This window comes from Natrinema sp. DC36 (assembly GCF_020405225.1).
Taxonomy (GTDB): Archaea; Halobacteriota; Halobacteria; order Halobacteriales; family Natrialbaceae; genus Natrinema.
The window spans coordinates 3,920,589-3,944,866 of record NZ_CP084472.1 but is presented as its reverse complement, the minus strand read 5'-3'; the positions used below and the strand labels follow the sequence as shown (position 1 = coordinate 3,944,866).

General features: G+C 61.8%; 26 protein-coding genes and 1 tRNA gene. 15 read left to right on the top strand and 12 right to left on the bottom strand.

What is annotated here, in order from left to right; translation table 11 throughout:
• Positions 1 to 28 precede the first annotated feature (28 nt).
• Positions 29 to 928 (bottom strand): type II methionyl aminopeptidase, encoded by a 900-nt coding sequence (gene map, locus LDH74_RS20080; protein WP_226040423.1) that lies wholly within the window; start codon positions 926 to 928, stop codon positions 29 to 31.
• Positions 929 to 1,733: 805 nt separating this feature from the next.
• Here map and icd point away from each other — a divergent pair.
• From icd to LDH74_RS20065, 3 genes are all read left to right on the top strand, one after another.
• Positions 1,734 to 3,005, top strand: coding sequence for an isocitrate dehydrogenase (NADP(+)) (gene icd / locus LDH74_RS20075; protein WP_226040422.1), 1,272 nt, complete (start codon positions 1,734 to 1,736; stop codon positions 3,003 to 3,005).
• 338 nt (positions 3,006 to 3,343) lie between these two features.
• A complete protein-coding gene (locus LDH74_RS20070) occupies positions 3,344 to 3,655 on the top strand; it encodes a hypothetical protein (RefSeq protein WP_226040421.1) in 312 nt (103 codons plus the stop codon).
• Positions 3,656 to 3,902: 247 nt separating this feature from the next.
• The gene (locus LDH74_RS20065) at positions 3,903 to 4,337 is read left to right on the top strand and encodes a GNAT family N-acetyltransferase (protein WP_226040420.1); all 435 of its coding nucleotides are present in this window, start codon (positions 3,903 to 3,905) and stop codon (positions 4,335 to 4,337) included.
• 40 nt (positions 4,338 to 4,377) lie between these two features.
• Here the strand turns inward: LDH74_RS20065 and LDH74_RS20060 are convergent, their stop codons facing one another.
• Complete coding sequence (locus LDH74_RS20060) at positions 4,378 to 4,998, bottom strand: hypothetical protein (protein ID WP_226040419.1); 621 nt, start codon at positions 4,996 to 4,998, stop codon at positions 4,378 to 4,380.
• A gap of 95 nt (positions 4,999 to 5,093) precedes the next feature.
• Here LDH74_RS20060 and LDH74_RS20055 point away from each other — a divergent pair, with 95 nt between their 5' ends.
• Together LDH74_RS20055 and LDH74_RS20050 are read left to right on the top strand one after the other, a co-directional pair.
• Positions 5,094 to 5,480, top strand: coding sequence for a helix-turn-helix domain-containing protein (locus LDH74_RS20055; RefSeq protein ID WP_226040418.1), 387 nt, complete (start codon positions 5,094 to 5,096; stop codon positions 5,478 to 5,480).
• Between the two features lie 92 nt (positions 5,481 to 5,572).
• Positions 5,573 to 5,731, top strand: a complete 159-nt coding sequence (locus tag LDH74_RS20050) for a hypothetical protein (RefSeq protein ID WP_226040417.1) — start codon at positions 5,573 to 5,575, stop codon at positions 5,729 to 5,731.
• 41 nt (positions 5,732 to 5,772) lie between these two features.
• Here the strand turns inward: LDH74_RS20050 and LDH74_RS20045 are convergent, their stop codons facing one another.
• Both LDH74_RS20045 and LDH74_RS20040 read right to left on the bottom strand, forming a co-directional pair.
• Positions 5,773 to 7,140, bottom strand: coding sequence for a divalent metal cation transporter (locus LDH74_RS20045; RefSeq protein WP_226040416.1), 1,368 nt, complete (start codon positions 7,138 to 7,140; stop codon positions 5,773 to 5,775).
• Between the two features lie 87 nt (positions 7,141 to 7,227).
• Positions 7,228 to 7,569 (bottom strand): cupin domain-containing protein, encoded by a 342-nt coding sequence (locus LDH74_RS20040; protein ID WP_226040415.1) that lies wholly within the window; start codon positions 7,567 to 7,569, stop codon positions 7,228 to 7,230.
• A gap of 137 nt (positions 7,570 to 7,706) precedes the next feature.
• On the opposite strand from LDH74_RS20040, the gene LDH74_RS20035 reads away from it, so the two are divergent.
• The 3 genes from LDH74_RS20035 to LDH74_RS20025 all read left to right on the top strand — a co-directional run bounded on the left by LDH74_RS20035 (position 7,707) and on the right by LDH74_RS20025 (position 9,120).
• A complete protein-coding gene (locus LDH74_RS20035) occupies positions 7,707 to 8,039 on the top strand; it encodes an SMR family transporter (RefSeq protein WP_226040414.1) in 333 nt (110 codons plus the stop codon).
• A gap of 99 nt (positions 8,040 to 8,138) precedes the next feature.
• Complete coding sequence (locus LDH74_RS20030; RefSeq protein ID WP_226040413.1) at positions 8,139 to 8,663, top strand: DUF5817 domain-containing protein; 525 nt, start codon at positions 8,139 to 8,141, stop codon at positions 8,661 to 8,663.
• A gap of 79 nt (positions 8,664 to 8,742) precedes the next feature.
• Positions 8,743 to 9,120, top strand: a complete 378-nt coding sequence (locus LDH74_RS20025) for a hypothetical protein (protein WP_226040412.1) — start codon at positions 8,743 to 8,745, stop codon at positions 9,118 to 9,120.
• Positions 9,121 to 9,154: 34 nt separating this feature from the next.
• Here the strand turns inward: LDH74_RS20025 and hmgA are convergent, their stop codons facing one another.
• Both hmgA and LDH74_RS20015 read right to left on the bottom strand, forming a co-directional pair.
• Positions 9,155 to 10,402: a hydroxymethylglutaryl-CoA reductase (NADPH) gene (gene hmgA / locus LDH74_RS20020; RefSeq protein WP_226040411.1), complete on the bottom strand. Its 1,248-nt coding sequence runs from the start codon at positions 10,400 to 10,402 to the stop codon at positions 9,155 to 9,157.
• Positions 10,403 to 10,457: 55 nt separating this feature from the next.
• A complete protein-coding gene (locus LDH74_RS20015) occupies positions 10,458 to 10,850 on the bottom strand; it encodes a hypothetical protein (RefSeq protein ID WP_226040410.1) in 393 nt (130 codons plus the stop codon).
• A gap of 151 nt (positions 10,851 to 11,001) precedes the next feature.
• Here LDH74_RS20015 and LDH74_RS20010 point away from each other — a divergent pair, with 151 nt between their 5' ends.
• Positions 11,002 to 11,985, top strand: a complete 984-nt coding sequence (locus LDH74_RS20010; protein WP_226040409.1) for an LLM class flavin-dependent oxidoreductase — start codon at positions 11,002 to 11,004, stop codon at positions 11,983 to 11,985.
• A 91-nt stretch (positions 11,986 to 12,076) separates the two neighbouring features.
• Here the strand turns inward: LDH74_RS20010 and LDH74_RS20005 are convergent, their stop codons facing one another.
• Entirely contained in the window at positions 12,077 to 12,532 is a 456-nt protein-coding gene (locus LDH74_RS20005) for a DUF5814 domain-containing protein (RefSeq protein ID WP_180840169.1), read from the bottom strand.
• A gap of 180 nt (positions 12,533 to 12,712) precedes the next feature.
• On the opposite strand from LDH74_RS20005, the gene LDH74_RS20000 reads away from it, so the two are divergent.
• The 4 genes from LDH74_RS20000 to LDH74_RS19985 all read left to right on the top strand — a co-directional run bounded on the left by LDH74_RS20000 (position 12,713) and on the right by LDH74_RS19985 (position 15,821).
• Positions 12,713 to 12,784 (top strand) — tRNA-His (locus LDH74_RS20000).
• 219 nt (positions 12,785 to 13,003) lie between these two features.
• Positions 13,004 to 13,327: an AAA family ATPase gene (locus tag LDH74_RS19995; protein WP_226040408.1), complete on the top strand. Its 324-nt coding sequence runs from the start codon at positions 13,004 to 13,006 to the stop codon at positions 13,325 to 13,327.
• 212 nt (positions 13,328 to 13,539) lie between these two features.
• Positions 13,540 to 15,129, top strand: a complete 1,590-nt coding sequence (locus tag LDH74_RS19990; RefSeq protein WP_226040407.1) for an AAA family ATPase — start codon at positions 13,540 to 13,542, stop codon at positions 15,127 to 15,129.
• A gap of 338 nt (positions 15,130 to 15,467) precedes the next feature.
• Positions 15,468 to 15,821, top strand: coding sequence for a hypothetical protein (locus LDH74_RS19985; protein WP_226040406.1), 354 nt, complete (start codon positions 15,468 to 15,470; stop codon positions 15,819 to 15,821).
• A 30-nt stretch (positions 15,822 to 15,851) separates the two neighbouring features.
• Here LDH74_RS19985 and LDH74_RS19980 read toward each other — a convergent pair whose 3' ends face one another.
• The gene (locus LDH74_RS19980) at positions 15,852 to 16,700 is read right to left on the bottom strand and encodes an alpha/beta hydrolase (RefSeq protein ID WP_226040405.1); all 849 of its coding nucleotides are present in this window, start codon (positions 16,698 to 16,700) and stop codon (positions 15,852 to 15,854) included.
• A gap of 275 nt (positions 16,701 to 16,975) precedes the next feature.
• On the opposite strand from LDH74_RS19980, the gene LDH74_RS19975 reads away from it, so the two are divergent.
• Complete coding sequence (locus tag LDH74_RS19975) at positions 16,976 to 17,995, top strand: hypothetical protein (protein ID WP_226040404.1); 1,020 nt, start codon at positions 16,976 to 16,978, stop codon at positions 17,993 to 17,995.
• A gap of 235 nt (positions 17,996 to 18,230) precedes the next feature.
• Positions 18,231 to 19,517 carry a hypothetical protein gene (locus tag LDH74_RS19970; RefSeq protein ID WP_226040403.1) on the top strand — a complete coding sequence of 429 codons (1,287 nt, stop codon included), beginning with the start codon at positions 18,231 to 18,233 and terminating at the stop codon, positions 19,515 to 19,517.
• 106 nt (positions 19,518 to 19,623) lie between these two features.
• Here the strand turns inward: LDH74_RS19970 and LDH74_RS19965 are convergent, their stop codons facing one another.
• The 4 genes from LDH74_RS19965 to LDH74_RS19950 form a co-directional block, all read right to left on the bottom strand.
• Positions 19,624 to 20,484 carry an aldo/keto reductase gene (locus tag LDH74_RS19965; protein ID WP_226040402.1) on the bottom strand — a complete coding sequence of 287 codons (861 nt, stop codon included), beginning with the start codon at positions 20,482 to 20,484 and terminating at the stop codon, positions 19,624 to 19,626.
• 119 nt (positions 20,485 to 20,603) lie between these two features.
• Positions 20,604 to 21,296: a hypothetical protein gene (locus LDH74_RS19960; RefSeq protein ID WP_226040401.1), complete on the bottom strand. Its 693-nt coding sequence runs from the start codon at positions 21,294 to 21,296 to the stop codon at positions 20,604 to 20,606.
• Complete coding sequence (locus tag LDH74_RS19955) at positions 21,293 to 21,895, bottom strand: response regulator (RefSeq protein WP_226040400.1); 603 nt, start codon at positions 21,893 to 21,895, stop codon at positions 21,293 to 21,295. Before LDH74_RS19955 ends, LDH74_RS19960 begins: the two co-directional genes overlap by 4 nt.
• The gene (locus LDH74_RS19950) at positions 21,892 to 24,219 is read right to left on the bottom strand and encodes a PAS domain S-box protein (RefSeq protein ID WP_226040399.1); all 2,328 of its coding nucleotides are present in this window, start codon (positions 24,217 to 24,219) and stop codon (positions 21,892 to 21,894) included. The genes LDH74_RS19955 and LDH74_RS19950 overlap by 4 nt, the downstream gene beginning before the upstream one ends.
• Positions 24,220 to 24,278 lie beyond the last annotated feature (59 nt).

Here is a 24,278-nt window from a genome sequence, read left to right as displayed (position 1 = left end):
GGATTTCCGATACCGTGGTAAAACGGGATTACTCCGCCGTCGTGACTTCGCAGCCGTCTTCGGTGACGATGATCGTGTGCTCTTTCTGGCTGACGAGGAACCCGTCGTCTTCCTTGAGAACGGGATAGCTGTGAACGATGTCGTTGCGTTTGAGTCGGCGCAGCGCCATCTCCGCGCGATCCGTTTCGAGCCAGCGCGTCGCGAACGGCAACGTCCGGAACTCCTCGGTGATCTGTTCGAGCGCATCGCGTGCCTGCCGGTTCCGGACGGTCCCCTCGCGCTCGAGCGAGAAGATTTCCTCGCTCCCGCCTTCGCTAACCTTGCCGCCGCCGTCGGTCGCGAAGGGCTCGATCGCGACGACGTCACCGACCTCGAGCGTCGTTCCCTGCGAGACGGCGCGGTTGGGGATGTTCGGGCTGGTGTGTTGTTCCCAGTGGCCGAGTCCGTGACCGGTCAGGTTGACGACGGGGTTGTAGCCGTAGCCGTCGATCACGGCTTCGATCTCCGCCCCGATATCGCCGGTTTCGACGCCGGGCTCGACGATGTCGAGGGCCGCCTCGAGGGCCTGCTCGGAGGCCTCGGCCAGTTCGGGATTGCCCGAGAGGTCGACGGTGATCGCAGTGTCGGCCAACCAGCCGTCGATATGGACGCCGATATCGAGGTTGATCATCTCCTCGCCGAAGGTCGTCTCGTCGCCGATCGACGGCGTCGCGTGAGCCGCCTCCTCGTCGACGGAGATGTTGACGGGGAACGCGGGTTTCCCGCCGAGTTCACGAATTCGATCTTCGGCCCACTCGGCGACCGCAAGGTGGCTCGCGCCGACCTCGACGCGGTCGGCAGCCTCCTCGCGCACCTGCGCGAGTATCTCGCCAGCCTCGCGATGTTTCTCGTACTGCTCGGACTCGAGGTCCACCTCGGATTCGGCCATGCATCGGGGTTGTACCGGTCGACAAAAAGAGGTTCCGTCTCTTCGCTGCCCGACGTCGTTCACTGTTCACCGAGTCGTCCGCCCGCGCGAGTGGTGTCGCCCGTGATCGACATCCACCCACTGACACTGCGAACAGGTGACGACACCTTGGACGTTCGATAGCGTCGCGGTGCAACTGGGGCACTGGCGCGCAGCGTACTGTGGCGGTCGGAGCATACGTCGACCCACGAGTACGTCAATAATAAATCCACCTCACGACGATCGTCGAAACGCGGCGCGAGGAGCGGCGGCCGGAATCGGACTGCGAACGAACAACTCCCTGCTCCAACCGTTTGCGAAAGAAATCACGCGTATCGCCAGTGGGGACCGTGAAACGGTCGCCACGGGTTATGGCCGCGCGGGTCTCGAGTCTCCCTGGCGTGAGAGACGCCACGAACCGAGCGGGTCGCTACTGGCACGCCGCGACCAGTTCGGAGTCCGTGATCGCCGCCGCGAGACCGACGGCACGAACGAGTTCCCCGGCAGGTGGATCCACCGGTCTCGAGGCGGCAGTCACTGGCAGTGTCCGAGGATCGTCCCGCGACGGACGCACGCACTGGAAAGTGTTGATTTTACGCCGAACTCCCACTTCATTTGATCGGTTTTTGGATAGTACGCGACGCCGTGTTTTAACAGCTGTAGGCGTTTCCCGCCGCTCTATTACCAGTATCGGAGCGGGAAGAACGACCGGGTATCGTTCAATTTTTGCCGGCCCGCGATGGAAATGGTAGACCTTTTACCCCCGTCGGAGAACCGTGTAGACGAAATGAGCTACGACAAGATCGAGGTCCCCGACGAGGGGGAGCAGATTACGCTGAAGGAGGGTACCGAGGGCGAAATCGAGGTGCCCGACAATCCGATTATCCCGATTATCCACGGCGACGGTATCGGGAAAGACGTCGGACCCGCCGCACAGAAGGTCCTTGAAGCCGCCGCGGAAGCGACCGGTCGGAGCATCAACTGGATGCGCGTCTACGCCGGCGAGAGCGCCCAGGAAAAGTACAGCGAGAACCTGCCCGACGAGACCGTCGAGGCGATCAGGGAACACCGCGTCGCGATCAAGGGACCGCTGACGACGCCCGTCGGTTCCGGCTTCCGATCGCTCAACGTCGCCCTTCGACAGACGCTGGACCTGTACGCCAACGTCCGGCCGACCTACTACCTCGACGGCGTGCCGTCACCGATGAAGGCACCCGAGGAGATGGACATGGTGACGTTCCGGGAGAACACCGAAGACGTCTACGCCGGCATCGAGTGGGAGGCCGGCACCGACGAGTCCGAACAGGTCCGGGATTTCGTCGAAGACGAGATGGACTTCGACGGCATCATGCACGAGGGAGACATCGGCCTCGGTCTGAAGCCGATCTCCGAGAAGGGGAGCAAACGCCTCGTCCGCGAGGCCATCGACTACGCCATCGAGAACGACCGCGACAAGGTCACGCTCGTCCACAAGGGCAACATCATGAAGTTCACCGAGGGACAGTTCGGTGACTGGGGGATGGAAGTCGCAGAAGAGGAGTACCCCGACGAGGAGGTCTTCGCCGCGCCCGACTCGCTGTGGGAGACCCAGGACGAGGTCGACATCCCGGAGGACGCCGTCATGGTCGAGGAGCGCCTCGCCGACGCGATGCTCCAGTGGATGCAACTGCGCACCGACGAGTTCGACATCCTCGCGATGCCCAACCTCAACGGTGACTACCTCTCCGACGCCGCCGGCGCCCAGATCGGCGGTCTCGGCATCGCGCCCGGCGGAAACTTCGGCACGGGTCGCATGCTCGCGGAACCGGTCCACGGCTCCGCGCCCAAGCGCGCCGGCCAGGACATGGCGAACCCGACCGCGATGATCCTCTCCGGCCGTCTCATGTTCGACTACCTCGGTTGGGACGACGCGTCGGACCTGATCCGCGACGCCGTCGAGGAGACCATCTCCTCGGGCAAGGTCACCTACGACCTCGAGCGTCAGCTCGAGGGCGCCGAGAAGCTCGCCACCAGCGAGTACACCGACGAGATCGTCGACACTATCGAGCAGCTCTCGTAGAGCGTTTTCCGGGCACGCAGAACGCGCAGCGTTCTGACGCTCTCAAGAACGCTTTGGAGGGCAGTTCTCGCACTTTCGCGGTTCTCCGGTCGCAGATATGGCCAGCACTGTTTTATTCACGTGAGATCATCCGCCGGTCGACGACGGATGGACGGTCGATTCGGAGTCCGCAACCGTCGCGGTTTCCGCGTCTCTCGAATGAGAATGGTACTCAATCCCGCTTCGAGGGCCCGACGCGGAATACATTGAATTTTTACCCGTATATTATCGTTTATACAAAAACCCAATAGAATGAATAATCAGCGAATCTTTTCTATATTGGATTCAATCAGGTGTGCATGCCACCGTCACCATCCCCCCACGACGCGGTTCCGGACTTCATCGTCGAACGGTTTGCCGACCACTCGATCGAGGAACTACGTAACATCGCCAGCTACGCCGAAACGCTCGATCAATCGGCGGACGTTCCCGACTACATCGTCCGAGCGTTTGCGATTCAGGACGACGAAACCCGTACAGTCGTCGCCATCTACGCGGACGAACTCGCGGGCTTCCTCGAGGCGAGCGAACCGGCGGCCAACGAAGACGAATCGGACGGCAGAGACGACGACAGGGGGCCCGGCAGAATGGGAGGTGTGTTTTTCGGCTGATCGGGTTATCACCGGCTGATCGCTCGAGAGCGCGATCGCCATCCCCAGAGAGGCGAAGCAGCAATAGCCGTCCGCGAGTGGGCTCCGCTGGGACACCCGCCGGCGCGAACGAGGACTGAGAACGAACCGGCCGGCTCGTCGCGTAGCGCTCACCGGTGTCGACGGCCCCGGCGAGAAATCCGATCGCGAAGGAACCCGGCTCGACGGAGCGTAATAGTTTCACGGTCGGAGCGGCTACGCTCGCCTCATGGAGGATATCGACGTGCGCGTCGTCGACACCGATCACGAGCGCGAGGACGCCTTCGCGGTCCGTCGCGAGGTGTTCGTCGCGGAGCAGGGCGTCGACGAAGAACTGGAGTACGACGAGCACGACGAGAGCGCGACACACTTCGTCGCCTACGACGGCGACGAACCGATTGGCGCGGCGCGACTGCGCGAGTACGAGGCGAATATCGGCAAGGTCGAACGCGTCGCAGTTCTCGAGTCACGACGGAAGACGGGCGTCGGCGGTGCGCTGATGGCAACGCTCGAGCAGCGGGCCGACGCGCAGGGTTTTGCGGTGCTGAAACTCCACTCGCAGACGCGGGCCGCCGACTTCTATCGTGGGCTGGGCTACGAGCGACGCGGGGACGAGTTCGAGGAAGCCGGAATCCCCCACGTCGAGATGCAAAAGTCGCTGTGATTGGCCGTCGAATACGTCAGAAACGACACTCTCCGGAACGTCACTCGAGTCGGGACAGGTCGCCGGTCCGCTCCTTGCGGACGAGATCGCGAACGAACAGTCGGAGTTGCCGACACAGCTCTTCGCGGTCGTCGTACGAGTAGATCCGGGCGTCCCAGCGATCGCGGACCGCGGCGATCATCGCGCTTCGGACACCGGACTCGTGGGCGAAGACCACTCGTTCGCGGCGATGAGCAGCCGTTTCCTCGTCGAACAGCGCCTCGAGCACCGACCCCACTTCGATACCGACGCCGAGGTTGTCGCCGACGGCGGGGACGACGTAGACCACGGCGTTGCTCGCTCGAGCGAACGCGATACTCTGGGAGGCGGCATCCAGCTCCGAGAGCGGGATATCGACGTCGATCGCGAGGAAGGCGTTGACGCCGGCGGTCGTCCGGAGCCGATCGCGGACGTCCAACAGGAGATCCAGCGCGGCCTCGTCACGCTCGAGATCGTGATCGGACCCGACGAGCGCCCCGAAATTCATTGATTCAGGGACCGATTCGGGGTCCGCGTCCGCGAGCGTTCGCTCGACATCGAACGCCTCGTACGGTCCCATCAGATACACCAGGAATCGGGAGCGAGGAAGCTCCCCCAACTCGTCGACGATGCGGTCGCGCATACGCCGTCTGCTCGCGGACCCCATATAAATACACAGTATTTCAGCAGTTGCTGACTCAAGGAACGTTTATGCAGATGGGGTTGCGATGAAACAGTATGGCCGAATCCGAGCGCGCGACACGACGGCGCGGGGACGAACTGCTGCCCGAGCAGAGTATTCTCTCGCTCGAGGAGTACCTCGCGATGCAGCGTTCGATCGGCAACGAGACGCGGTTTCGCGTCCTGAACGCGCTCGTCGAAGTCGGGTCTCAGAGCGCCAGCGAGTTACGCGACCGCCTCGAGATCGAGTCGAACGTGCTTCACTACCATCTCGATGAGCTCGTCGATGTCGGTCTCGTGGAGAATAGAAAACGCAAGGAATCCGACAGCAACGGGCTCTACTCGTACTATCGGGCGACCTCGCTCGGCGAGGGTATTCTGGAACGCGGCGTCCGCGAACTGATGCGGCGGGAGTGGGAGACACTCGAGGAGTATAGCGCCTGACTCGCCGCCCGTGTTCGACTGATCACCGTCGAAACCGGTGTCTTTCGAGCGTCTGACTGACATTCAAGGGCCAGCGTGTGGCCATCGGTGCTATGGAACAGGTCATTCACCGTCCCCTGAACGCGGTCACGTCGACGGTACCGATAGTGCAGAAAGCCGGTCGTTTCCTCCTCCCGCTTACAATCGCGCTCGCCATCACCGGCAGCGGACTGCTCGTCTTCTTCGCGCTGGTTTTCGCCCTCCTGCTGTAACGGCTCGCGTCTATCGATTCTGCCGGTCAACGGTTCTCGATTCAGTTCGCGGCGATTCGATCCTGGACGAATCGCCCGGCCAGGCCGACGAGTGCCAGTACCATCGCCGCGGCGAACGCGACGACGAACGCCGACGCCGGTTCGGTGACCGTCTCGAGTTCCGCGAGGACGAATTCGCCGGCGAGGACGACTGCGACGACGAACAGCGCGAGGCCGCCGAAATTCGCCGGCAGCGAGTTCGTTTCGGGGACGACCGCGGGATCGTTCAGCAAGGAGAGGATCACCGCGATGGCGAATGGCGTCCCGACGAGTCCGAACGCCAGCGTGAGGACGAGTAACTGGAAGAACGCTCCCTCGAGGAACGCGCCGACGGCCGAAGCGAGCGCGACGGCGACGATGGCGGCCCGGTACCGGCCGTCGGTGACGGACTGCTCCCAGTCGAGTTTGTCGGCGAGGAGGTACGGCGGGACGATCGTGTTGCCGCCGAGGGTCGAGACCGCCGCACCGAGGAGGCCGGCGAGGAACAGCCACGTGGCGTACTCGCCGGCGATCGGACCGAGCGTCTGGGCGGCTCCGACGCCGTCGATCGTCGCCGGATCGACGCCGGCCGAGGGCAGGACGCTCGCCGCGACGAGAAAGACGCCGAGGCTGAAGATCCCGAAGGCGACGAACATGGAACTGACGACGTCGAACGTCGCGATGTCCGCGTCGCGGGCGGTCCAGCCGCGGGCGCGCATCGTGTAACTCTGCATCGTCAGCAGCGTGATGTGGACCGCACCGCCGAGGATCCCCGCGGCGACGAGCGCCCCGTCGACGCCGGCCGGAATCGCGGGTTTCAGACCACTCGCTGCCGCGACCGGATCGATCGGGACGACGAACGCGCTCGCGACGAACGCGACGACGACGATCGAGACGAGGAGCTTGGCACCGACCTCCGCGAGCCGATAGCCACCGCCCGCGAGCCCCAGTGCGAGGATCACCGCCCAGAGCACGCCCCAGAATCGCGGATCGATCAGCGCGGCGGTACCGACTCCCGCGCTTTCGACGATCGTCGCGCTCACGCCCGCCAGCGTCTTCATGATGACGAGCTGGGCGAGCCCGGCGGCCAGCACGACATCGACCACGAGCACCCAGGCCCAGAACGAGCCGAGGTGGCGCTCGACGACTGTGACGATCCCCGCTTCGGTGAGCAGCCCCAGCCGCATCGCGAGATACTGGCCGACCGTTCCCAGAACGGCAGATAACACGACAACCCACAGTAGCGCGTAGCCGAAGCTCGCACCAGCAACGAGCAGACTGGCCATCGTCGCCGGTCCCGCCGCGATCGCGCCGGCGAGCCACGTCGGCCCCAATCGATCGAGTACTGCCCCGATTCGCCCCGCTCCGACCGTCTGCTGCTCGGTTGCCATCGGCCTTTCTTGCGAACTGAGCTATATAACTCCGTGGTATTCTTCGGTGGCAGCCGGTCGAATTCTCTCTCTCTCTACGTCGCGAAGTCACTCCGCTTGCCAATTCGGGCTCTCCCGCGGCGGACTGAAAATATCGACGCCGCGAACCGTCTCGTCGCCGCGATTCTCGGCCGCGTGGGGCTGGTCGCCCGGAATCGAGTAGGAGTCCCCGGGACCGCAGACGACCTCCTCGCCGTCGGTGACGAAGGTCAGCTCACCCTCGTACAGGAAGCCGGTCTGGTCGTTGGGATGGCTGTGCTCCTCGACGACTGCGCCGGGTTCGATCTCGAAGTGCTGGACGTTCATCGAGTCGGTTCCCGCCATCAGCGCCAGGTGGACGCCGTCGGCGGCTTCCGACGGCTCGAGGTCCGCGAGCGAAACCCGTTCCATAGCGGAGAAACGACGACGGCGCACATAATTCCGCGGATACCAGCGGTAGTAACCCCCGTCAGTCGTCGTCCATTTCGTCGCAGCGATTCCCGCCGAGATCCGAAATAAATATTAATTTTCTATAACTATCCCTCCGTATGAACACGTACGTGATACTCGCCGGCGCGATCCTGTCGGAACTGTTGGGAACGACGGCGCTCAAGCTCTCCGACGGGTTCTCGCAGCCGTTGCCGAGTCTCGGCGTCGTCGTCGGCTACGGTGCCGCCTTCTATCTCCTCTCGCTTACCCTCGAGGACCTACCGGTCGGCATGGTCTATGCGACGTGGGCCGCGCTCGGTATCATCGGCGTGGCGGCGATCGGCGTCGTCGCGTTCGGCGAGCAACTCGACGGGGCGGCCGTCGCCGGAATGGGGCTCATCCTCGCCGGCGTCTACTGCCTGAATATTATCTCCGACGTGTCCGCGCACTGAACCGCGCTCTCTCCTCGTCGCGTCCACCGGGCCAACGCGCCCGATCACTTTCACTGCGCGCCCCGAACCTTGAACTACCGCGAGGGGCCACTGCGAGACATGTACGCCGTCGTCGGCTGTAGCGAGTGTTCGAACCTCTGGATCATCGAGGGGCGCTCCGAGACGACCCAGTGTCCCCGCTGTGGCTCTCGGAGGGGCTACGAGAAGCGCAAGAAGTTCGTCGAAACCGACGACGCCGCTCACGCCCGCGACGTCCGCGCCTCGATGCTCGCGAACCGGCAAGGGGAGGGCGACGCCTTCGCGAAACTCGACTCCTTCGCCGACCTCGAGGACGACGTGGCGGACGGCGTCGTCGACGACGAGGAGTACCTCGAGGGATCCGGACTGGACGTCGAGGCGGTCGAGGCGGCCGGCGACCGCGACCCGCGCGGGTCGACCCGCAGCGGCAGCAAGCAGGAGATCGTGAAGGGAGCGCTCGAGGCCCTCGAACAACCGACCGAGGACGACGTGGTCGAGTACGCGGGCGAGCGCGGCGTTTCGGCCGAATACGTTCGAGAGGCGCTCGAGAAACTCGCGCGACGCGGAGTCGTCAGCGAGAGTCGCGGCCAGTATCGCCTGCTGTAGAATCGTAGCGGCCGTTTTGTCCGTCGTACTCGCGCGACCGTATCGGCACGGCTTTCCCCGTCCGGCGACGCTAATCGGTATGACAGGAACGACCGGTTTCCAGGGAAGGATCATCGGTACGGGACTCCTGGCTGCGGTCGGGGTGCTCGTCTACGGAACGGTCGTCAACGAAACGATCGTCGGGGTCGACGCGACGGTCGTGATGACGTGGATTTTCGTAGCGACGTTCGCCGTGCTCGCTATCGCCCACGCGAGCGTCGGACGGTACGATCTCTCGCTCGGACACGGGGGCGCCGCCGTCGGCTGGCTGCTCGTCTTACTGGGGACGACGGGACTGCAGGTCATCCTCGGACTGGTGCTTCTCATCCTCTCCGGGAGTTACATCGCAATCAGAACGATTCGGCACGGCACAGCCGAGGACGGCGCCGAAACGGGAGCGACGCAGGAACCAGCGTAGTCTACTCCGACTTCTCGGTTTCAGCACTCGAGCGCTATCGACCCAGATCCTCGTGCGCGCTCGCGAGGTGCCGCGAGGCGAGCGCGGCCAACAGTGAGAGTTCCCCGGCCAGTGCGCCGGTGGCGATGATCTCGGCGAGCGCGTCGGCGTTCGACCCCGCCGGGTCGCCGCCGCCCCGGAGGCCCAGAATCTCGAGCGCTTCGGCCTGGGTGGGGAGCTTCGTCCCGCCGCCGACGGTTCCGACCTCGAGCGAGGCCAGCGAGACGCTGGCGTAGAGGTCGGTGGTGCCGTCCTCGCGCTCGCGGGCGTCCATCGTCGTGATCGTGTTCGCGGCTTCGACGACCTGGGCCTCGTCCTGACCGGTCGCGAGGAAGGCCGCGCCGACCACGTTGGCAGCGTGGGCGTTGAACCCCAGGCTGCCAGCTTTGGCGCTGCCGATCAGGTTCTTGCGGGTGTTAGCCTCGACGATGGCATCGGCGGTCGTGTGGAGCCGTTCCTCGAGGAGGTCACCGGGAACGACGACATCGGCGGTCACGGAGCGCCCCCGGCCTTCGACTGCGTTGATGGCGGCGGGTTTCTTGTCCGAACAGAGGTTCCCCGAGAGCGCGACGAGCGATGCGGGCGTCTCGCTCTCGACGACTTCGCAGGCCTCGCCGGTGGCGATCGTGGCCATGTTCATTCCCATCGCGTCCTTGGTGTCGTAGGCAAAGCGCAGGAAGACCGAGTCGCCGACGACGTAGGGCTCGATATCGAGCAACTCGCCGTGGCTCGTCGTGGATTCGGCGGCTTCCCGCAGGGCCTCGAAATTGGATTCGACCCACTCGACGGTTTCGGCTGCCTCGGCGACGCCGGTCACGCGAAAGACCGGCGCTCGAGTCATGCCGTTTTTCGTGACGCGCGCGTCGGCCCCGCCGGCGGAGCGGATCACGCCCAGCCCGCGGTTGACCGACGCCAGCAGCGCGCCCTCGGTCGTCGCGAGCGGCAGGTAGTGCTCGCCGTCGGCCGCGCCGCCGTCCGAGTCGGTCGCCTCGCCGTTGACGAGGACGGGGCCGACGACGCCCATCGGCACCTGCGCCGCGCCGATCATGTTCTCGATGTTCGGGTCGGCCTGTTCGGCGGGGAACGCGTAGTCCCCGATCGCCTCGAGTTCGGTTCCCGTCTCGCGTTCGACGAGCAATCGACGCGCGTGAGCCGCGGTGTCGTAGTCTGCGTGGTCCTCGAGTTCGTGAATGCGAAGCTCGCCGTCGCGCACTCGCTCGGCGAGGTCCTCGGGATCGGTCATGGGTGGGCCGAGACGGTCGGACGCCCTAACAGTTGCTGATTCCAGCGGTCGCGACTCACCGATCGCGCAGATCGAACGTGACCTCGTCGCTGACGGCGCGATACCCCTCGAGGGCCTCGTAGCAGAGCACCCCGAGGATCGACCCGGTGCCGATCGCTGCGATCAGCAGATAGCGCGCCCCCGACGCGTCATCGGCGAACGCGACCGCGAACACGGCCGTCGCGACGGCGGCGAAGCGGAGTCTGCTCCGCGAATGGGGGCCGGTTTCCGTGATCGCGAGATACAGTTGCGGGAGCGCGACGGCGATGCCGGCGAACACCAGGAAAGCGAGCAGCGGCCGATCGCGGAGCGCGACGCCGGTCTGTTGCTCGACGACGATCGAGCCCGCAACGGCGACGACGAACACCAGGAGTGAGCCGAAGACGACGCGCCCTTCCCGATCGATCATAGGAATCGATCACCGGCCGGACAGGTCAACCTTGCGCTCGATTGCAGTTTCGGCGTCCGTCCCGTTCGATTCACTCCCGCTCCTCGAAGTTCGATCGGTCCCGTATCGCGATGGGCGTCGATTTTTGCTGCTGGGTGTTCACAGGGCGGGCATGGACGTTGGACTCATGGTAACGGCGTTCGGCGATGTCGACCTCGCTGACGTCGCCGTTCGCGCGGAAGACCGCGGCTACGACGCCGCCTGGGTGGGCGAACTCTGGGGCGCGAGCGGTGTCGTGCAGGCAACCGAGATGGCCTGTCGCACCGACGAGATTCGAATCGGCACCGCGATTGTGAACGTCTACTCCCGATCGCCCGCCGTCCTCGCGATGACCGCAGCCTCGCTCGAGGAGGCCTCGGACGGCCGGTTCACGCTCGGTCTCGGGACGAGCACGGCCACGGCGATCGAGAGGCTCCACGGAATGGCGTTCGATCGACCGGTCCGGCGCGCCCACGAAACGATCGAACTGATCCGCGAGTTCACTGCGGGAGACGGCGAGCCCGTCGACTACGAAGGCGAACTGCTCGAGGCGGCGGACTTCCCGTCGATCGAAACGTCGGTGCCGATCTACCACGCCGGCCTCGGTTCGGCGAATCGCCGCGTCGTCGGCCGACTCGCCGACGGCTGGATCCCGCACAACATCCCCTTTTCGCGGCTCGACGAGGCCTTCGAGGAAGTCGCGGACGCCGCCCGGGAGCGCGACCGGGAGCCCGGCGAGATCACGATCGCCCCGTACGTCCCGTCGGCGGTCAGCGACGACCGGAGCGAGGCTCACGACACCCTGCGTCGGCACGTCGCCTACTACGTCGGGAGCGGCGAGGGCTACCACCGGGCGGTCGCGACGAACTTCCCCACAGAGGCAGACCGAATCGCCGACGCCTGGCGCAGCGGCGACAAGGGAGTCGCCGCGGACGCGGTGACGGACGAGATGATCGCCGACCTCGGGGTCGCCGGGACGCCCGACGAGGCCCGCGAACAGCTCCGGACCCTCGTCGCCGAGACGGGAATCGACCAGCCGATCGTCGTCGTTCCCGCACCGGCCTCGAGTGAGGTGGCCGAGACGACGATCGACGCGCTCGCGCCCGAACGACTGTAGTCGAGGGCGACGCGACGGACGTCTCGAGGGACGAGTACGACGAGTTCGCCGACGTCGAAACCAAGGCCTGAAAAGAGTCTGAGGATTGCGATTATCGCGCCAGATCCTGCTTCGCCCGTCGGATCTCGTCGTGAGCCTCGTCCGCGCCGTCGACACGGGCGAGTCCCTCGGCGGCCTCGAGCGTCCGGACGGCGTTGTCGAGAAACGAGAGCACGTCGCCGGAGTAGGCGTAGACCATGTAGTCGTCGGTCATCACATCGACGATCGCGTCCGGTCCCAGCCCCTGAGCGCGCAACTCGAGGAGGTACTGGAGGAACTTTCGCTCAGGACAGCCGCAGTAGGGGTTGTTGTCACAGCCACAATCGAGGAAGTCCTGCGTGAAATCGAGGACGCGATCGCGGGTCGCGTCGTCGAGTTTCTCGAGGCCCTCGCCCTGAAAGAGCATGTCGAGCGTCGCCCCCTTGAAGGCACCTTTGGGGATGTTCGTCTCGAGCTGGGAGCTGAGCTGGCGGTGGTTCTTGACGTAGATCTTGTCGGTGATGGCCACGCGTTGGCCGTTCTTGGAGCTGTGGGTCGAAAAACGTCTCGGTCGCGAGCCGACTCGAGTGTGAGGAGGTATCAGGGACCACTCACGCGGGGCGAAATCGCACGGTACGGAGTTCCACACCCGATCGCAGAGTCGTAACGTATTTTAGTCCAACCGGCTGTAGGTTGAGATGCAAGCGCGTCCGGGTTGGGGTAGTGGTTATCCTTCAGCCTTGTGGAGGCTGAGACGCGGGTTCGATTCTCGCACCCGGACTTTTTCGCGACGAGTAACGCGAGGAGCGGAAAAGCCGGAAGGCGAAATCGAACCCTGCCAGTCGCAGCGGCCGAGCGAAGTGAGGCCGACCGTCTGGCTACGGTTCGATTCTCGCACCCGGACTTTTTCAGGCTTCTTCAGTGGTTACTTCCAGACTTTGCTCTGCAGTGGTCAGTATACTATACAAATATAAGTAGAATGATTCTCTCCCTATTAGATATGATTAGAGAGATAAGAGTTCAGAATTACAAATCTATTCGGAATTCTGGATGGGTAGATATTGATGAGGTTGTTACTACCTTAGTTGGGGGTAATGAAGCGGGTAAAACAAACTTTCTTGAGTCAATTACCTTATTAGGTGATTCTCGAACAATAGATGATGGCGAATTATGTGATTATAAAAATAGTGAATTGATGTCGAAAAGCAAGGAAGACATAGTACTTCTTGAAGCTAAAATCCCTATTTCTTATCTGTACTCAGAAATAGGTACGCCGAGAAGAAAAGGCACAGTCTATCGAAGCAAGCGAGGTAGGAAAAAGTAAAAATCCACCACGAAGGGAATTATACCAAAAGGAAAATAATTGAAAAGAATGATAAGAGTGGGGATAGAATAGCAATAGCTAGACGATATGCGGATGGAACCCATCGGCTTGAGTTTAGAGGTGAAGGACAAGATGCACGGTGGTATTTGCAATCTGCTATTTCTGATAGAGTTGAAGAGTTGAAATACAAAATAACAGTGAGACAATTATCTATGGATTTGGATAAGAGGGTGAGTAAACTGAATGAACACCCAAAAGATAGTTCTAATGCTAGAATAGAAGATTTCCTATCAAAGATAGAGGGCATTAAATCATATCTATTGGAGAACAGGGAAATCATCACCGAATCTGTTGATGAATCACAGGGAGGAAAGGGTGCCTCAAACTTGATAACAGAAGTAGTCGGTATGATTGATTCCTACCGTGAGGCAGAAGATGTTATTCTATATGAAAGTGACCTAGATATGTTCCCAGACATACATCTTTTCAATGGTATAGATGAAATAGAGAATGAGGCGGAAATAAACCAATTGGAAGAAGACCCAAACACGAGTTTATCGTACTATTCCCTATTAGAATTTTCTGACCTAGAACCCTCCGAATTATCGAATTTAGATTCGGGTCAAATACGTGATAGACGACAAAAGGCAGGGAGGGAGTTGACCCAAACTTTCGATAAATATTGGGACCAATCTGATATAGAAATCAAAATGGAACTGTCAGGAGGACGTGTTTCACTCCATCTCTATGACGAATCAAACGTTAGGAAGCAACCTTCTGACAGGAGCACAGGTTTGAGGTGGTTTCTGTCGTTCTTAGCAAGGGTGATTACACAATCAAAGGGAGGACTTCTAGATTCGATAATTTTATTAGATGACCCGGGTGTACATCTTCATCCCAATGGTCACAAAGACCTCCGTAAGGCGCTTACACGCCTTGCTGAAGATAATCAAGTTATCTATAGTACTCATTCTCCATATATGATAGATACCGGCAATATCAGTCGGATTCGAGTAGTGGAACGGGCGGAACAGAGAATGGGGACCAAAGTGAAAAGAATAGGCCGAAAAGATACGACAAGCGATGATAGTTTAGCCCCTGTTCGGGCTTCTCTTGGGGCAACGTTCTCTGATTCACTATTTTCAAGTAAATACACGATACTAGTAGAAGGGTTTGAGGATAGAGTTTACTTGAATCGGTTCTCGGAACTTTTTCGACGAACCAATGAGGGTCCGTTCTTTGATGCTGATATGAAAATAATAGACTGTGGAGGGGCATCAAAAACTGATTATATGAGTCGGCTAGTTAATGCAGAGAATTACGAGTATGCCGTATTACTAGATTCTGACGACTCTGGGAAACAAGCTGAAGAAACACTACTGGAAGAAGAGATACCAAAAGAAAGAGTTACTATGATTTCAAGTTGTATAGGTGAGGAAGGGGATAAGACCATTGAGGACCTGTTTTCTGAAGAATTCTTCTGTGAAGTCGCTTCCGAGGTTCACAATATGGGAAAAGAGGAGGTGCTTGAATCCTTATCAGATAGTCCAAAACCACTAGTAAAAAGAGTGGATGGTGCGATAAAGCAGATAGCAGAAATAGAAGATGCAGAGGGGATGATCCTTGATAAGCGTTCAGTGGCTAAGAAAATAAACAAGGGAATCAGTGAAGGAGAGTATAGTATTCAGGATGTCGATAATAATACATTAAGCAATTTCGAATCGGTTATCAGAACGATTGTTGAATCCCTTAATTTAGAATGTGATGAAGGCACAATAACAAACATATCCACATCTAACTAACCCTTGGTGATGTTCGCGTAATCAGGGCGAAGGTAATAATAGGGGATGTCAGTGGTTTTTTCTGATGTCTGGCTGGGCAACAACCTCGTTATGATAAGCAAGATACTGTGGTCCAATCTGGTGACCATCTTTGACAAGCAGGACACGACCACTGATTTCAGAATCGTAACTGTGGCTGATTTCCATCGTATTAGGGTCAATCGATAGCATCCCGTTCTCGAAATCGATATGGTGACCGGCCGCAGTTCGATCACCAACCGGGCAACGCACCGCCCAGAAGAAGGTGATTCCGGTCCCGAAGCGGGACTTTTTGTCGTCCCACTCCGACAGTGAAGGACATGAGCCACGGACTGGAGCCGACGGAGGAGTACGACGGCTCCATCGCCGTCCACCTGCTGAACGACCGGTCGGGACGGGAAGAGATCCGCTGCGTGTCGTACCAGGAGGCAATCGCCGTCGTCAAGGCCAATCACCGCTCGGTCACGGTCGCGAAGATCGTCGACCGGGCCGGCGACGTCGTCTTCACCTCCGCGGAGATGGCGATCGACGACTGGGAGACCGAGTGGGAGCGCGCGAAACGCCGTCTCTCGGTCGACGTCGAGGAGTACGATTGCCCCCACGACAACATCGCCTGTTTCGCCGACGATCTCTGCATCGACTGCCAGATCGACAGGGTCAAAGAACAGTACTGAACGCGAGGTCGCCACCGGCTCGAGGATCGATCACGCGGCGTCGTCGAGAAACGCCGTCAGCCGATCGACGAAGTACGCCGGCCGTTCCTCGGGAAGCCAGTGACCGGCCCGGTCGACGACCTCGCCCTCGACATCGGTCGCGACCGCCTCCATGTCCCGGATCGGGAGGTCCCGAAACGAGGCCGCACCGCCGAGCGCGAGGACCGGCACCTCGAGCGGGTCCTCGGCGTGGGCACGGTTGTGTTCGGCGTCGGTCTCGTAGGCGCGATAGTACTCGAAGCCGCCCCGCAGGCCGCCGGCCTGCGAGTAACAGCGGACGTACTCGTCGCGGGCCTCGTCGTCGATCGCCGACGGATCGTACGCGCCCTCCTTGTAGAACCAGTCGAGATACAGCCGCTCCCGACCGGCGACCAGCCGCTCGGGCAGGTCTCGAACGCCGTGAAAGCGGGTGTGCCAGAGGTGGCGTTTCTCGTCCTCGTTGATTCCCGGCAATCCGGCCTCGAGGACACAGAGCGCGCGTACCTCGTCGCGGTACTGGGCGGCGTACGCGTAGGCCGTCGGCATCCCCCAGTCGTGGCCGACGAGTGAGATCAGTTCGTCACCGAACCCGAGTTCGTGGACCAGTTCGCGAACGTCGGTGGCGACGGTGTCCTTGTCGTAGCCTGAGACGGGCGTCTCGGAGTCGCCCAGTCCGCGGAGGTCCGGTGCGATGACAGTGTACTCGTCTGCCAAGTCCGGAATCGCGTCTCGCCACTCGTACCACGTCTGTGGCCACCCGTGGAGCAGTACCAGCGGCGGACCCTCGCCAGCGGTCACATACTGCAGTTTGACGCCGTTGACACGGGCCCGTCCGTGCTCGAGAGTATCACACGCAACCATACAGCTACGTAACTATACTGATGTATCAGTCTTTGGTTGAGAATGCGTTGAGGCGATGGCTTATCGTGATTAGTATGGGTGACAGAACGATGGGTCGGAGTCGCGTCGTTGCTCCGGCAAACAATACCGAGAATTGTAGGAATAAACCGTGAAGAAAGAGCGATAGAGTCACGGAAATAGTAATTTTGCATGAAAAATGTCATATCCCCACCTTTCATATCGAGTGACTTCCTGTATGAGCGTACATGTCTCAACGAATGCAACGGCGACGGGTATTGCAACTGAGTGGCGCGGCGCTGGCCGCGACCGCAGCCGGCTGTCTCGGTGGCGATTCGGGAAACGGTAACGGGAACGGGAACGGCGAAAACACGGCTGGCACGCCGGCATATGCCGAGTGGGTGGCGACCGTCGACGGCGAGGTTACCGTCAGCTACGTCGATCTGGCGGCGCTCAACGACCTCGCCAGCGAAGAAGACGACTCGAGCGACGAATCGGGGGATCTCGAGGATATCGAAGATCCGATGATCGGAGTCCCGCTAAGCGGGATGTTCGTCGCCATGCTCACGGCCGGATTCGGCCTGTCGGGATCGCGGCTGAGCAACCTCATCACCTTCGACGAGGAACAGACGAACGAGGACGAATTCGACACCTCGATCGACGACCTTCTCATCACGAACGAGACGATCGTCATGACCGGCGACGTGGTTACCGACGAAATCGACAGCACGGTGACGGCCGCCACCGAAAACGACTACGGGGCGGAAGTCCAGTTCGAACAGACGAGCGAAGTAAGCGGCTACACCCTTTACGAGCCCGCGGGAGACGGACAGCAGGAGACGGTGCTGGGGGTCTCCGGCAACGCGATCATCCAGGGTGAGAGTAAAGCGAATGTCGAGCGCGTCATCGAGACGAAGCAGGGTGATGGAACCCGCGCTATCGACGAATTCGAGACGTTCAAGCGCCTGCTGTCGACCGGCGGTAACGGGCACGTCGTGTTCGGCGGCTACAACCCGGACGGGTTCGATATCGAGAACGAGCAGTCGTCGGACGGGTCGGAACAGAATACCCAATTCAAGGAACTCGAGGGTGCAAACGGCATCGTCGGCTCGCTCACGATCTCCGACTCGGAAAGCACGGCCGACATGGGGATCGAGTTCGAGGAACTCGACGATGCAAAACGCGACGAACTCGAGTCGGTTCTCGGCAGTCTGGGATCCGACGTTTCCGTCGACATCGATGGCGGCTTCGTCTCCGCCTCGGCGACGTACTCCGACGACGCCCTCGAGGACATCTGAGCGGACGATCGATCGCCCAGCGATCAGCGCTCTCTTTCAACGATGCAGTACAGTTCGATCGGTGTCTTCGAGCGCTACCGGTTCTCTCGGTCTCATCCTCATCGTCCCACCGGTTCTATACTGACTGTGTCCCTCGGACTCGAGGTGTATCCGGCCGCCCGGCTCGAGCGCGCGAACGAACCGGAACGGCGCACTCATGCCTTCGCGTTTAGACGATCCGCCCCGTAGCGAGGATATGGCGGACGCTCGATTCAACGAGGGATTCGACGAGCCGAAGCGAAACGCGGCGCTCGCCTGGCTCGTCATAGCCGTCCTCGCCGTCCTCGCGGTCAACCACGGACTCGCCGACTCGTACCGGTGGCTCGCCTTCACCGCGTTTGCAATCGCGATCGTGTTGCTTCCGGTCGCCGCGTTTCGAGATCCGCTCGCGATGCCGCCCTGGGAGCTGTTGGTCCTCCTCTTACTGCCCGTCGCCGACGCGACGGTGCTCGGCGAGTCGTTCCTGACGTCGATCGCGACCTACCTCGCCGTCGCCGCAGTCGCGCTCGTCGCGTGCGTCGAGATCGATCGGTTCACGGCGGTCCGGATGAACCGCGCGTTCGCAGTCGCGCTCGTCGTGCTCACGACGCTGGCCGTCGCCGGCACGTGGAACGTGTCGCAGTGGCTCGTCGACGTGACGTTCGGGACGAACTACATGCTGGACGGCCGCTCGCAGGACGCGGCCAATCGCGCGTTGATGATCGACTTCGCGTACGCGGCGATCGCCGGCCTGCTCGCGGGGATCGTCTTCAGCAGGTACTTCCAGTCGTACGGTGTGAACGAAGTCGATACCCAACGCACGTCTGCACCGCAGAAATCCTCACCTGACTCGGAATCGGATCCCGTTCCGACGCTGATCCGTGATCAACTGAACGCCCCCGACGAACTCGTCATTCTGCTCTCTCGCGTCATGCAGGTGGCGCTCGCCGTCATCCTGTGTTACGGAATTTTCGCTCGCGATCTGACGACGGTCGCGAACACTGCCATCGCGCTCGGGATCACCTTCCTCCCCGCCATCCTCGAGCGTGACGCCAAACTGCCGCTCGAGCCGGGGCTCGTCTTCTGGCTCACGGCGGCCGTCTTTCTCCACGTACTCGGCTCGGCCGGCCTCTACGCGCTGATCGGGCCGTGGGATAGCCTGACGCACACGATCTCGGCGTCGATCGTCGCCGCGGCGGGCTACGCGGTCGTCCGGGCGATCGACCTCCACACCGACGAGATCTACGTTCCGCCCGCGATGCTGTTCGCATTCATCCTCGTGTTCGTCCTAGCCTTCGGCGTCGTCTGGGAGCTCATGGAGTTCGGTATCGACTGGAGCGCACAACGGCTCGGCCTCGAGGCGGTCCTCGCGCAACACGGGCTGAACGATACGATCGTCGATCTCGTCTACGACGCCGTCGGAGCCGCCGTCGCGGCTATCTGGGGCTCGTTCTACCTCACCGATCTCTCCCAGCGGATCGCCCGCCGACTCGAGGGATCGTAGCAAGCCCGTGTCCGCTCGAGGGATACTGGCCGGTCCGAGGTATCTCGAGTCGCTTTCACGCCAGTCCGTTCGAGCCGGTTCCAGCCGAAAAAACGAGTGTGGGCGCTCAGTCGGCCGCTTCGGTCAATCGCTGTACCTCGTCGTCGCTGAGCGAGAGCCGCGATGCGGCGACGTTCGACTCGAGGTGGTCCGGATCCGAGGTGCCCGGGATGGGGAGCATCACGTCCGAGCGCTCGAGCAGCCACGCCAGTCCGATCTGTCGTCGGGTCGCGTCGTGCTCGGCCGCAATCTCGTCGAGGAGGTCGCCGTGTTCGTCCAGATCGTCGCCGTTGATCGGGGCCCACGGGATGAAGCCGATGCCCTCGTCGTCACAGATTTCGAGGACTTCCCGACTCCCGCGGTCGTTCAGGTTGTACCGGTTCTGGACGGTCTCGATTTCGACCTGTTCGCGGGCCTGATCGAGGAGTTCGGCGGAGACGTTGCTGACGCCGACCGAGTCGACGAGTCCCTCGTCTTTGAGTTCCGCGAACGTCGCGACGGAGTCCGCGTACGGCGTGTCCTCGTCCGGTCGGTGGAACTGGAAGAGATCGATGGTATCCGTCTGGAGCCGATCGAGCGAGGTAAGCACCTGATTGCGGATGTAGTCCGGATCGCCGTGTGCGATCCAGTCGCCCTCGCGGTTGCGCAGCAGGCCGGCCTTGGTCGCGACCAGTACGTCGTCGGGATCGCCGATTGCGTCGCCGATGAGGCGTTCGCTCGCGGCGGGGCCGTAGGAGTCGGCCGTATCGATGAGGTCGACGCCGCAGTCGACGGCGTGTTCGACGACCTCGCGTGCGGTCTCCTCGTCCTCGGGCGCACCGATGATGTTCTCGCCGGTGAGGCGCATCGCACCGAAACCCAGCCGGTGAACGGTCGAATCGCCGATTTCGAACGTGTCGCTCTCGTTCGTGATCGAGTTACTGCTCACGACTGTACTGACAGTCTCCGCCCTCTTGAGGAGTGGGCTTCCCCGAACGGAATGCCGGTTACGCGCCTACCCGCCGCTTGTAATCACTGCTTGGCGTGTCACCGGGAAAAACCGGCCGCTCAAAACTCGTGCCACGTTCGCGGTGCCTCGGGCCAGCCGACGACGCGGATCTCTCGCGATCCGTCGTTCGCTTCCCTGAGTTCGACGACCGCGTCGAAGAGCGAGGTGAACGTGTTGACATCCTGCGTGTCGTGTGCGGTCGGGTCGAGCGTCGTCACGCCGAGATACTCCGCCGCCGAGACGCGTCCAGTGATGGTGTGTAAAAAGTTGAACACGCGCTGGGAGTTCGCGTACTGCACGAGCGTGGACACCGACAGCACCGAGAGCCGGAGCCCGCTCTCGGCTTCGGAGTCGATATCGCGGGTACACTTGACGATCCCCATTCCGATACCGGTCAGGTCGCCGGGCGAAGAGACGTACTTCATCACCCTCGTGTCGTTCATCGAGCCCTTGCCGGTCGCGCCGGTACAGTCGATGACGTGAAACCGGCCGGGGTTCGCGTTCCGAACGCTCCCGTAGGCCCGCCGGAGCCGGGTCCCGTTCGTATCGGGCGTAACAGTGATCGCGTGTTCCGTCTGCGATCCGATCGCCAGCAGTTCCAGCGCGAGTCGCTGTTTCCCGAGCATCGGCGGCCCCGACACGAGGACGTTCGTCCCCGGGGGAACGGTGTCGAAGCCTGGGATCGGTATCGCGTCCCCGATCCGATACGACTCGGGCTGCGTGTCCGCGGTCTGAAAGCCGTCATCACTCATCGTTCCTCCTCCTCGAACGCGCGGAGAGAGCCCACGAATTCGGCGTCATCGAGCAATCGATCCTGTTCCGACTCGAGGTCGGTCTGAACCGACTCGAGGCGCGCCAGCAGTTGGCCGTACTCCTCGCTCGCCTCGAGTTCGTCCTCGGTCTTCTGGGTCTCGAGTGCGGCCTGCTTGGCGAGCAACGACCGGTACTCCTGGACCCGTTCGGCTCGCTGGCCGCGTTCACCGAGCTCGTCAATCGTCTCCAGGAGGCCGTCCCTGGTCGGCGGTTTCGTGACGTAGTCGTCGAACCCCATCTCGATGATGTCGAAGTCAGGGTCAACCGCGCTCACCATCGCGACGCGGCAATCGTAGCCCCGGTCGCGGATCTTCGCCAGCACCTCGGTTCCGGACATGCCGGGCATCATCCGGTCGAGTAGGACGATATCGACGTTCCCGTCTATCATCTCGAGGGCGGCGGCTCCCGATTCAGCGAGACGAACATCGTAGTCCGCGGCGAGCCAGAGCTTGTACGTTTCAGCGACGTCCGGTTCGTCCTCGACGACGAGAACGACCGGTTCGTCAGCCGGGTTCATCGGCTCGTCGTTCACAGTCATCGGGTTTCCCTCTTTGGGCTCTCGACCGGCTCGTCGCTCGAAGTGGGGAGTTCTATCACGAAGGCCGCACCCGGTTCGTTGTCCTCGATACGGATATCGCCGCCGTACGCGTCGACCATGACATCGACGAAGAACAGCCCGAATCCGGAGCCGGTGGATTTCGCGTGGGACTCCCCGCGTCTGAACGCGACCTCGTGTCTGTCCGCGGGAATACCGCGCCCGTTGTCGGCGACGCGGATCGTCGTCGACTCCATCCCCGGTTCGATACGCACGGTCACCCGGAGGTCCTCCCGGTCGTTGTGTTCGATCGCGTTTCGTGCGATGTTACTCAGCAGATCGGCGAGTAATTCGTCCGCTTGCACCCACGCCTCGTCGGGCATCGAAGTGTCGAAGGTCACGTCGGGATACGTCTGCCGGAGTTGCTCGAACTCCGCTTCGAACAACGCGGTCGCCTCGACCGGTTTCAGTGCGATCGCGTCCTCGTCACTCAACGCGTTCAACACGGTTTGAACCCGCTCGATGAAGCCGCTGATATCGTCACACCACCGGACGATGGTCTCGGCATACTCGCCCGCCTGGTCGTCCAGATCCGCCTCGAGGAATTCCGCGCGGGCGCGGATGACCGTCATCCCGTTGAGGATGTCGTGTCTGAGAATGCTGTTGATGAACTCCATCTGGGAGGTCCGCATCTCGAGTTCCTCGGTTCGCTCCCGCAAGAGCTGTTCGCGTTCGGCCCGGTCCAACGCGGCCTGTGCGTTCAATCCGAGTATCTCGATCAGCTGTCTGCTCTGCGAATCGATCTCGTCGGCGTCACGCTTCCCGACCTGGAGGATCCCGTACTCGCCGAGCGGGACGATCAGCACGGAGCTGAGCGGCCAATCGAAGGCCCTGTTTTCGATCGTCTGATAGTCCGCTATCGACCTGGATTCGCCGCTTCGGAACACCTCCATTCCGAGCCGATCCGAACGGACCGGCGAGAGGTCCTCGACCGCCTCCACCCCGATCACATCGCTCGTCGAGTCGGTCATCGCGACCGGGTGCAGACTGTCCGTCTCGTCGTCGTACCGCCACAGCGTCGAGACCGGACTATCGAGGACCGATTCAGCGATAGTGACGGTCGTTTCGGCGACGCTCTCGATGCTGTTCGTGTACGTCAACTGCCGGCTGGCATCGTGGAGCTCGGTCAGTTGCTCGGTCCACTCGTGTTGTTCGGTGACGTCCATCCCGGTGCCGATGACCTGCGTGACGGTCCCGTCGTCGTCGGTCACAGGGGTCATCCAGGCCTCTAGAGCGACCGGGCCGAGTTTGGTGGTCCGGTGAACGGTCTCGCCTGAGAGGGCCAACTCACAGGCCTCGATCACCTCGGGCGCGTCGGCGTAGATGTCGAACATCGAATCCCCGACCACTTCGCCCGGCTCGAGCCCGAGCGCTTCCAGACTCTTCCCTTCCGAGAGCGTGAGCGTGCCGTCCGGCTCGAAGGCGAACAACACGATGGGGACGTTCTCGACGATCGTCTGTAGTCGCCGTTTCTGCTGCCGATACTGTCGTTCCCGCTCTCGCTGGTCGGTGATGTCGCGGACGATACAGACGATTCCGCCGTCTTCCATCCGGGTCAACGTCAGTTCTTGAGGGAATGTACTTCCGTCAGCACGCCGACCGGTCGCCTCGCCTCGCCACTCGTTGCGCTCGTCCAGCATCGGTAAGGCATCGCTCTCGAGTCGGGTCGTTTCCTCGTCCGAGTAACAGATATCCCACGTCTCACCGACCATTGCAGCCGGATCGTCGTAGCCGTAGATGTCCGCGTGCGACTGGTTTACCGTGACGTACTCGTCGGCGTCGTTCAGGATCGCGATCCCGTCGGTCGCCGTCTCGAGTGCGCGCTCCGTTCGTTTCGTTACTCGGTGTTGCTTTCGGCGACGGGCATCGTAATAGCCCGCAACGCTTCCGCCGAGGGCGCCGATCGGTGCCATGAACGTGAGAATGGTACTCCCGACCGGAATTGGATCGTTCGACATGACCACCGCCGCACTCATCACGACACCGCCGAACATCACCGCGGTCGTGACGATCCAGACGGCGACGGCCGAAATATCGCCGGCGCCAAGCTCGGTGCGTTGAATCAACACCCCCGCCCCGATGATTGCGACGGAGGCGAGCAGCGGAATCGCGACGCGCCCGTCGCTACTGACGGGGCCGTCGACGAGCCCACCGGCGATCGAGACGATAGCGAGAAACGCGCCGACAGCGACCACGGACCACCGCCGGAGCCCGCTCGAGAGCGCTGCGTTTCCCGCTCGATCTTCGCCGAAGGGAGCGGTGCTCATACGAGCGCTCCGAGCGGAAACGATACTGTCGGTATCAGCGTGGAGAGGGGCTGCAGGCG

Bases quoted from the DNA above. Each gene is read 5' to 3' on its own strand.
- map (WP_226040423.1), bottom strand. From the start codon at position 928: ATGGCCGAATCCGAGGTGGACCTCGAGTCCGAGCAGTACGAGAAACAT.
- LDH74_RS20015 (WP_226040410.1), bottom strand. From the start codon at position 10,850: ATGATCGATCGGGAAGGGCGCGTCGTCTTCGGCTCACTCCTGGTGTTC.
- LDH74_RS20060 (WP_226040419.1), bottom strand. From the start codon at position 4,998: ATGCGCGACCGCATCGTCGACGAGTTGGGGGAGCTTCCTCGCTCCCGA.
- LDH74_RS20065 (WP_226040420.1), top strand. From the start codon at position 3,903: ATGGAGGATATCGACGTGCGCGTCGTCGACACCGATCACGAGCGCGAG.
- icd (WP_226040422.1), top strand. From the start codon at position 1,734: ATGAGCTACGACAAGATCGAGGTCCCCGACGAGGGGGAGCAGATTACG.
- LDH74_RS20070 (WP_226040421.1), top strand. From the start codon at position 3,344: ATGCCACCGTCACCATCCCCCCACGACGCGGTTCCGGACTTCATCGTC.
- LDH74_RS20050 (WP_226040417.1), top strand. From the start codon at position 5,573: ATGGAACAGGTCATTCACCGTCCCCTGAACGCGGTCACGTCGACGGTA.
- LDH74_RS19990 (WP_226040407.1), top strand. From the start codon at position 13,540: ATGGATTTGGATAAGAGGGTGAGTAAACTGAATGAACACCCAAAAGAT.
- LDH74_RS19980 (WP_226040405.1), bottom strand. From the start codon at position 16,700: ATGGTTGCGTGTGATACTCTCGAGCACGGACGGGCCCGTGTCAACGGC.
- LDH74_RS20055 (WP_226040418.1), top strand. From the start codon at position 5,094: ATGGCCGAATCCGAGCGCGCGACACGACGGCGCGGGGACGAACTGCTG.
- hmgA (WP_226040411.1), bottom strand. From the start codon at position 10,402: ATGACCGATCCCGAGGACCTCGCCGAGCGAGTGCGCGACGGCGAGCTT.
- LDH74_RS19995 (WP_226040408.1), top strand. From the start codon at position 13,004: ATGATTAGAGAGATAAGAGTTCAGAATTACAAATCTATTCGGAATTCT.
- LDH74_RS19960 (WP_226040401.1), bottom strand. From the start codon at position 21,296: ATGAGTGATGACGGCTTTCAGACCGCGGACACGCAGCCCGAGTCGTAT.
- LDH74_RS20045 (WP_226040416.1), bottom strand. From the start codon at position 7,140: ATGGCAACCGAGCAGCAGACGGTCGGAGCGGGGCGAATCGGGGCAGTA.
- LDH74_RS20040 (WP_226040415.1), bottom strand. From the start codon at position 7,569: ATGGAACGGGTTTCGCTCGCGGACCTCGAGCCGTCGGAAGCCGCCGAC.
- LDH74_RS19970 (WP_226040403.1), top strand. From the start codon at position 18,231: ATGGCGGACGCTCGATTCAACGAGGGATTCGACGAGCCGAAGCGAAAC.
- LDH74_RS20010 (WP_226040409.1), top strand. From the start codon at position 11,002: ATGGACGTTGGACTCATGGTAACGGCGTTCGGCGATGTCGACCTCGCT.
- LDH74_RS20025 (WP_226040412.1), top strand. From the start codon at position 8,743: ATGACAGGAACGACCGGTTTCCAGGGAAGGATCATCGGTACGGGACTC.
- LDH74_RS20035 (WP_226040414.1), top strand. From the start codon at position 7,707: ATGAACACGTACGTGATACTCGCCGGCGCGATCCTGTCGGAACTGTTG.
- LDH74_RS20030 (WP_226040413.1), top strand. From the start codon at position 8,139: ATGTACGCCGTCGTCGGCTGTAGCGAGTGTTCGAACCTCTGGATCATC.
- LDH74_RS19985 (WP_226040406.1), top strand. From the start codon at position 15,468: ATGAGCCACGGACTGGAGCCGACGGAGGAGTACGACGGCTCCATCGCC.
- LDH74_RS19955 (WP_226040400.1), bottom strand. From the start codon at position 21,895: ATGACTGTGAACGACGAGCCGATGAACCCGGCTGACGAACCGGTCGTT.
- LDH74_RS19950 (WP_226040399.1), bottom strand. From the start codon at position 24,219: ATGAGCACCGCTCCCTTCGGCGAAGATCGAGCGGGAAACGCAGCGCTC.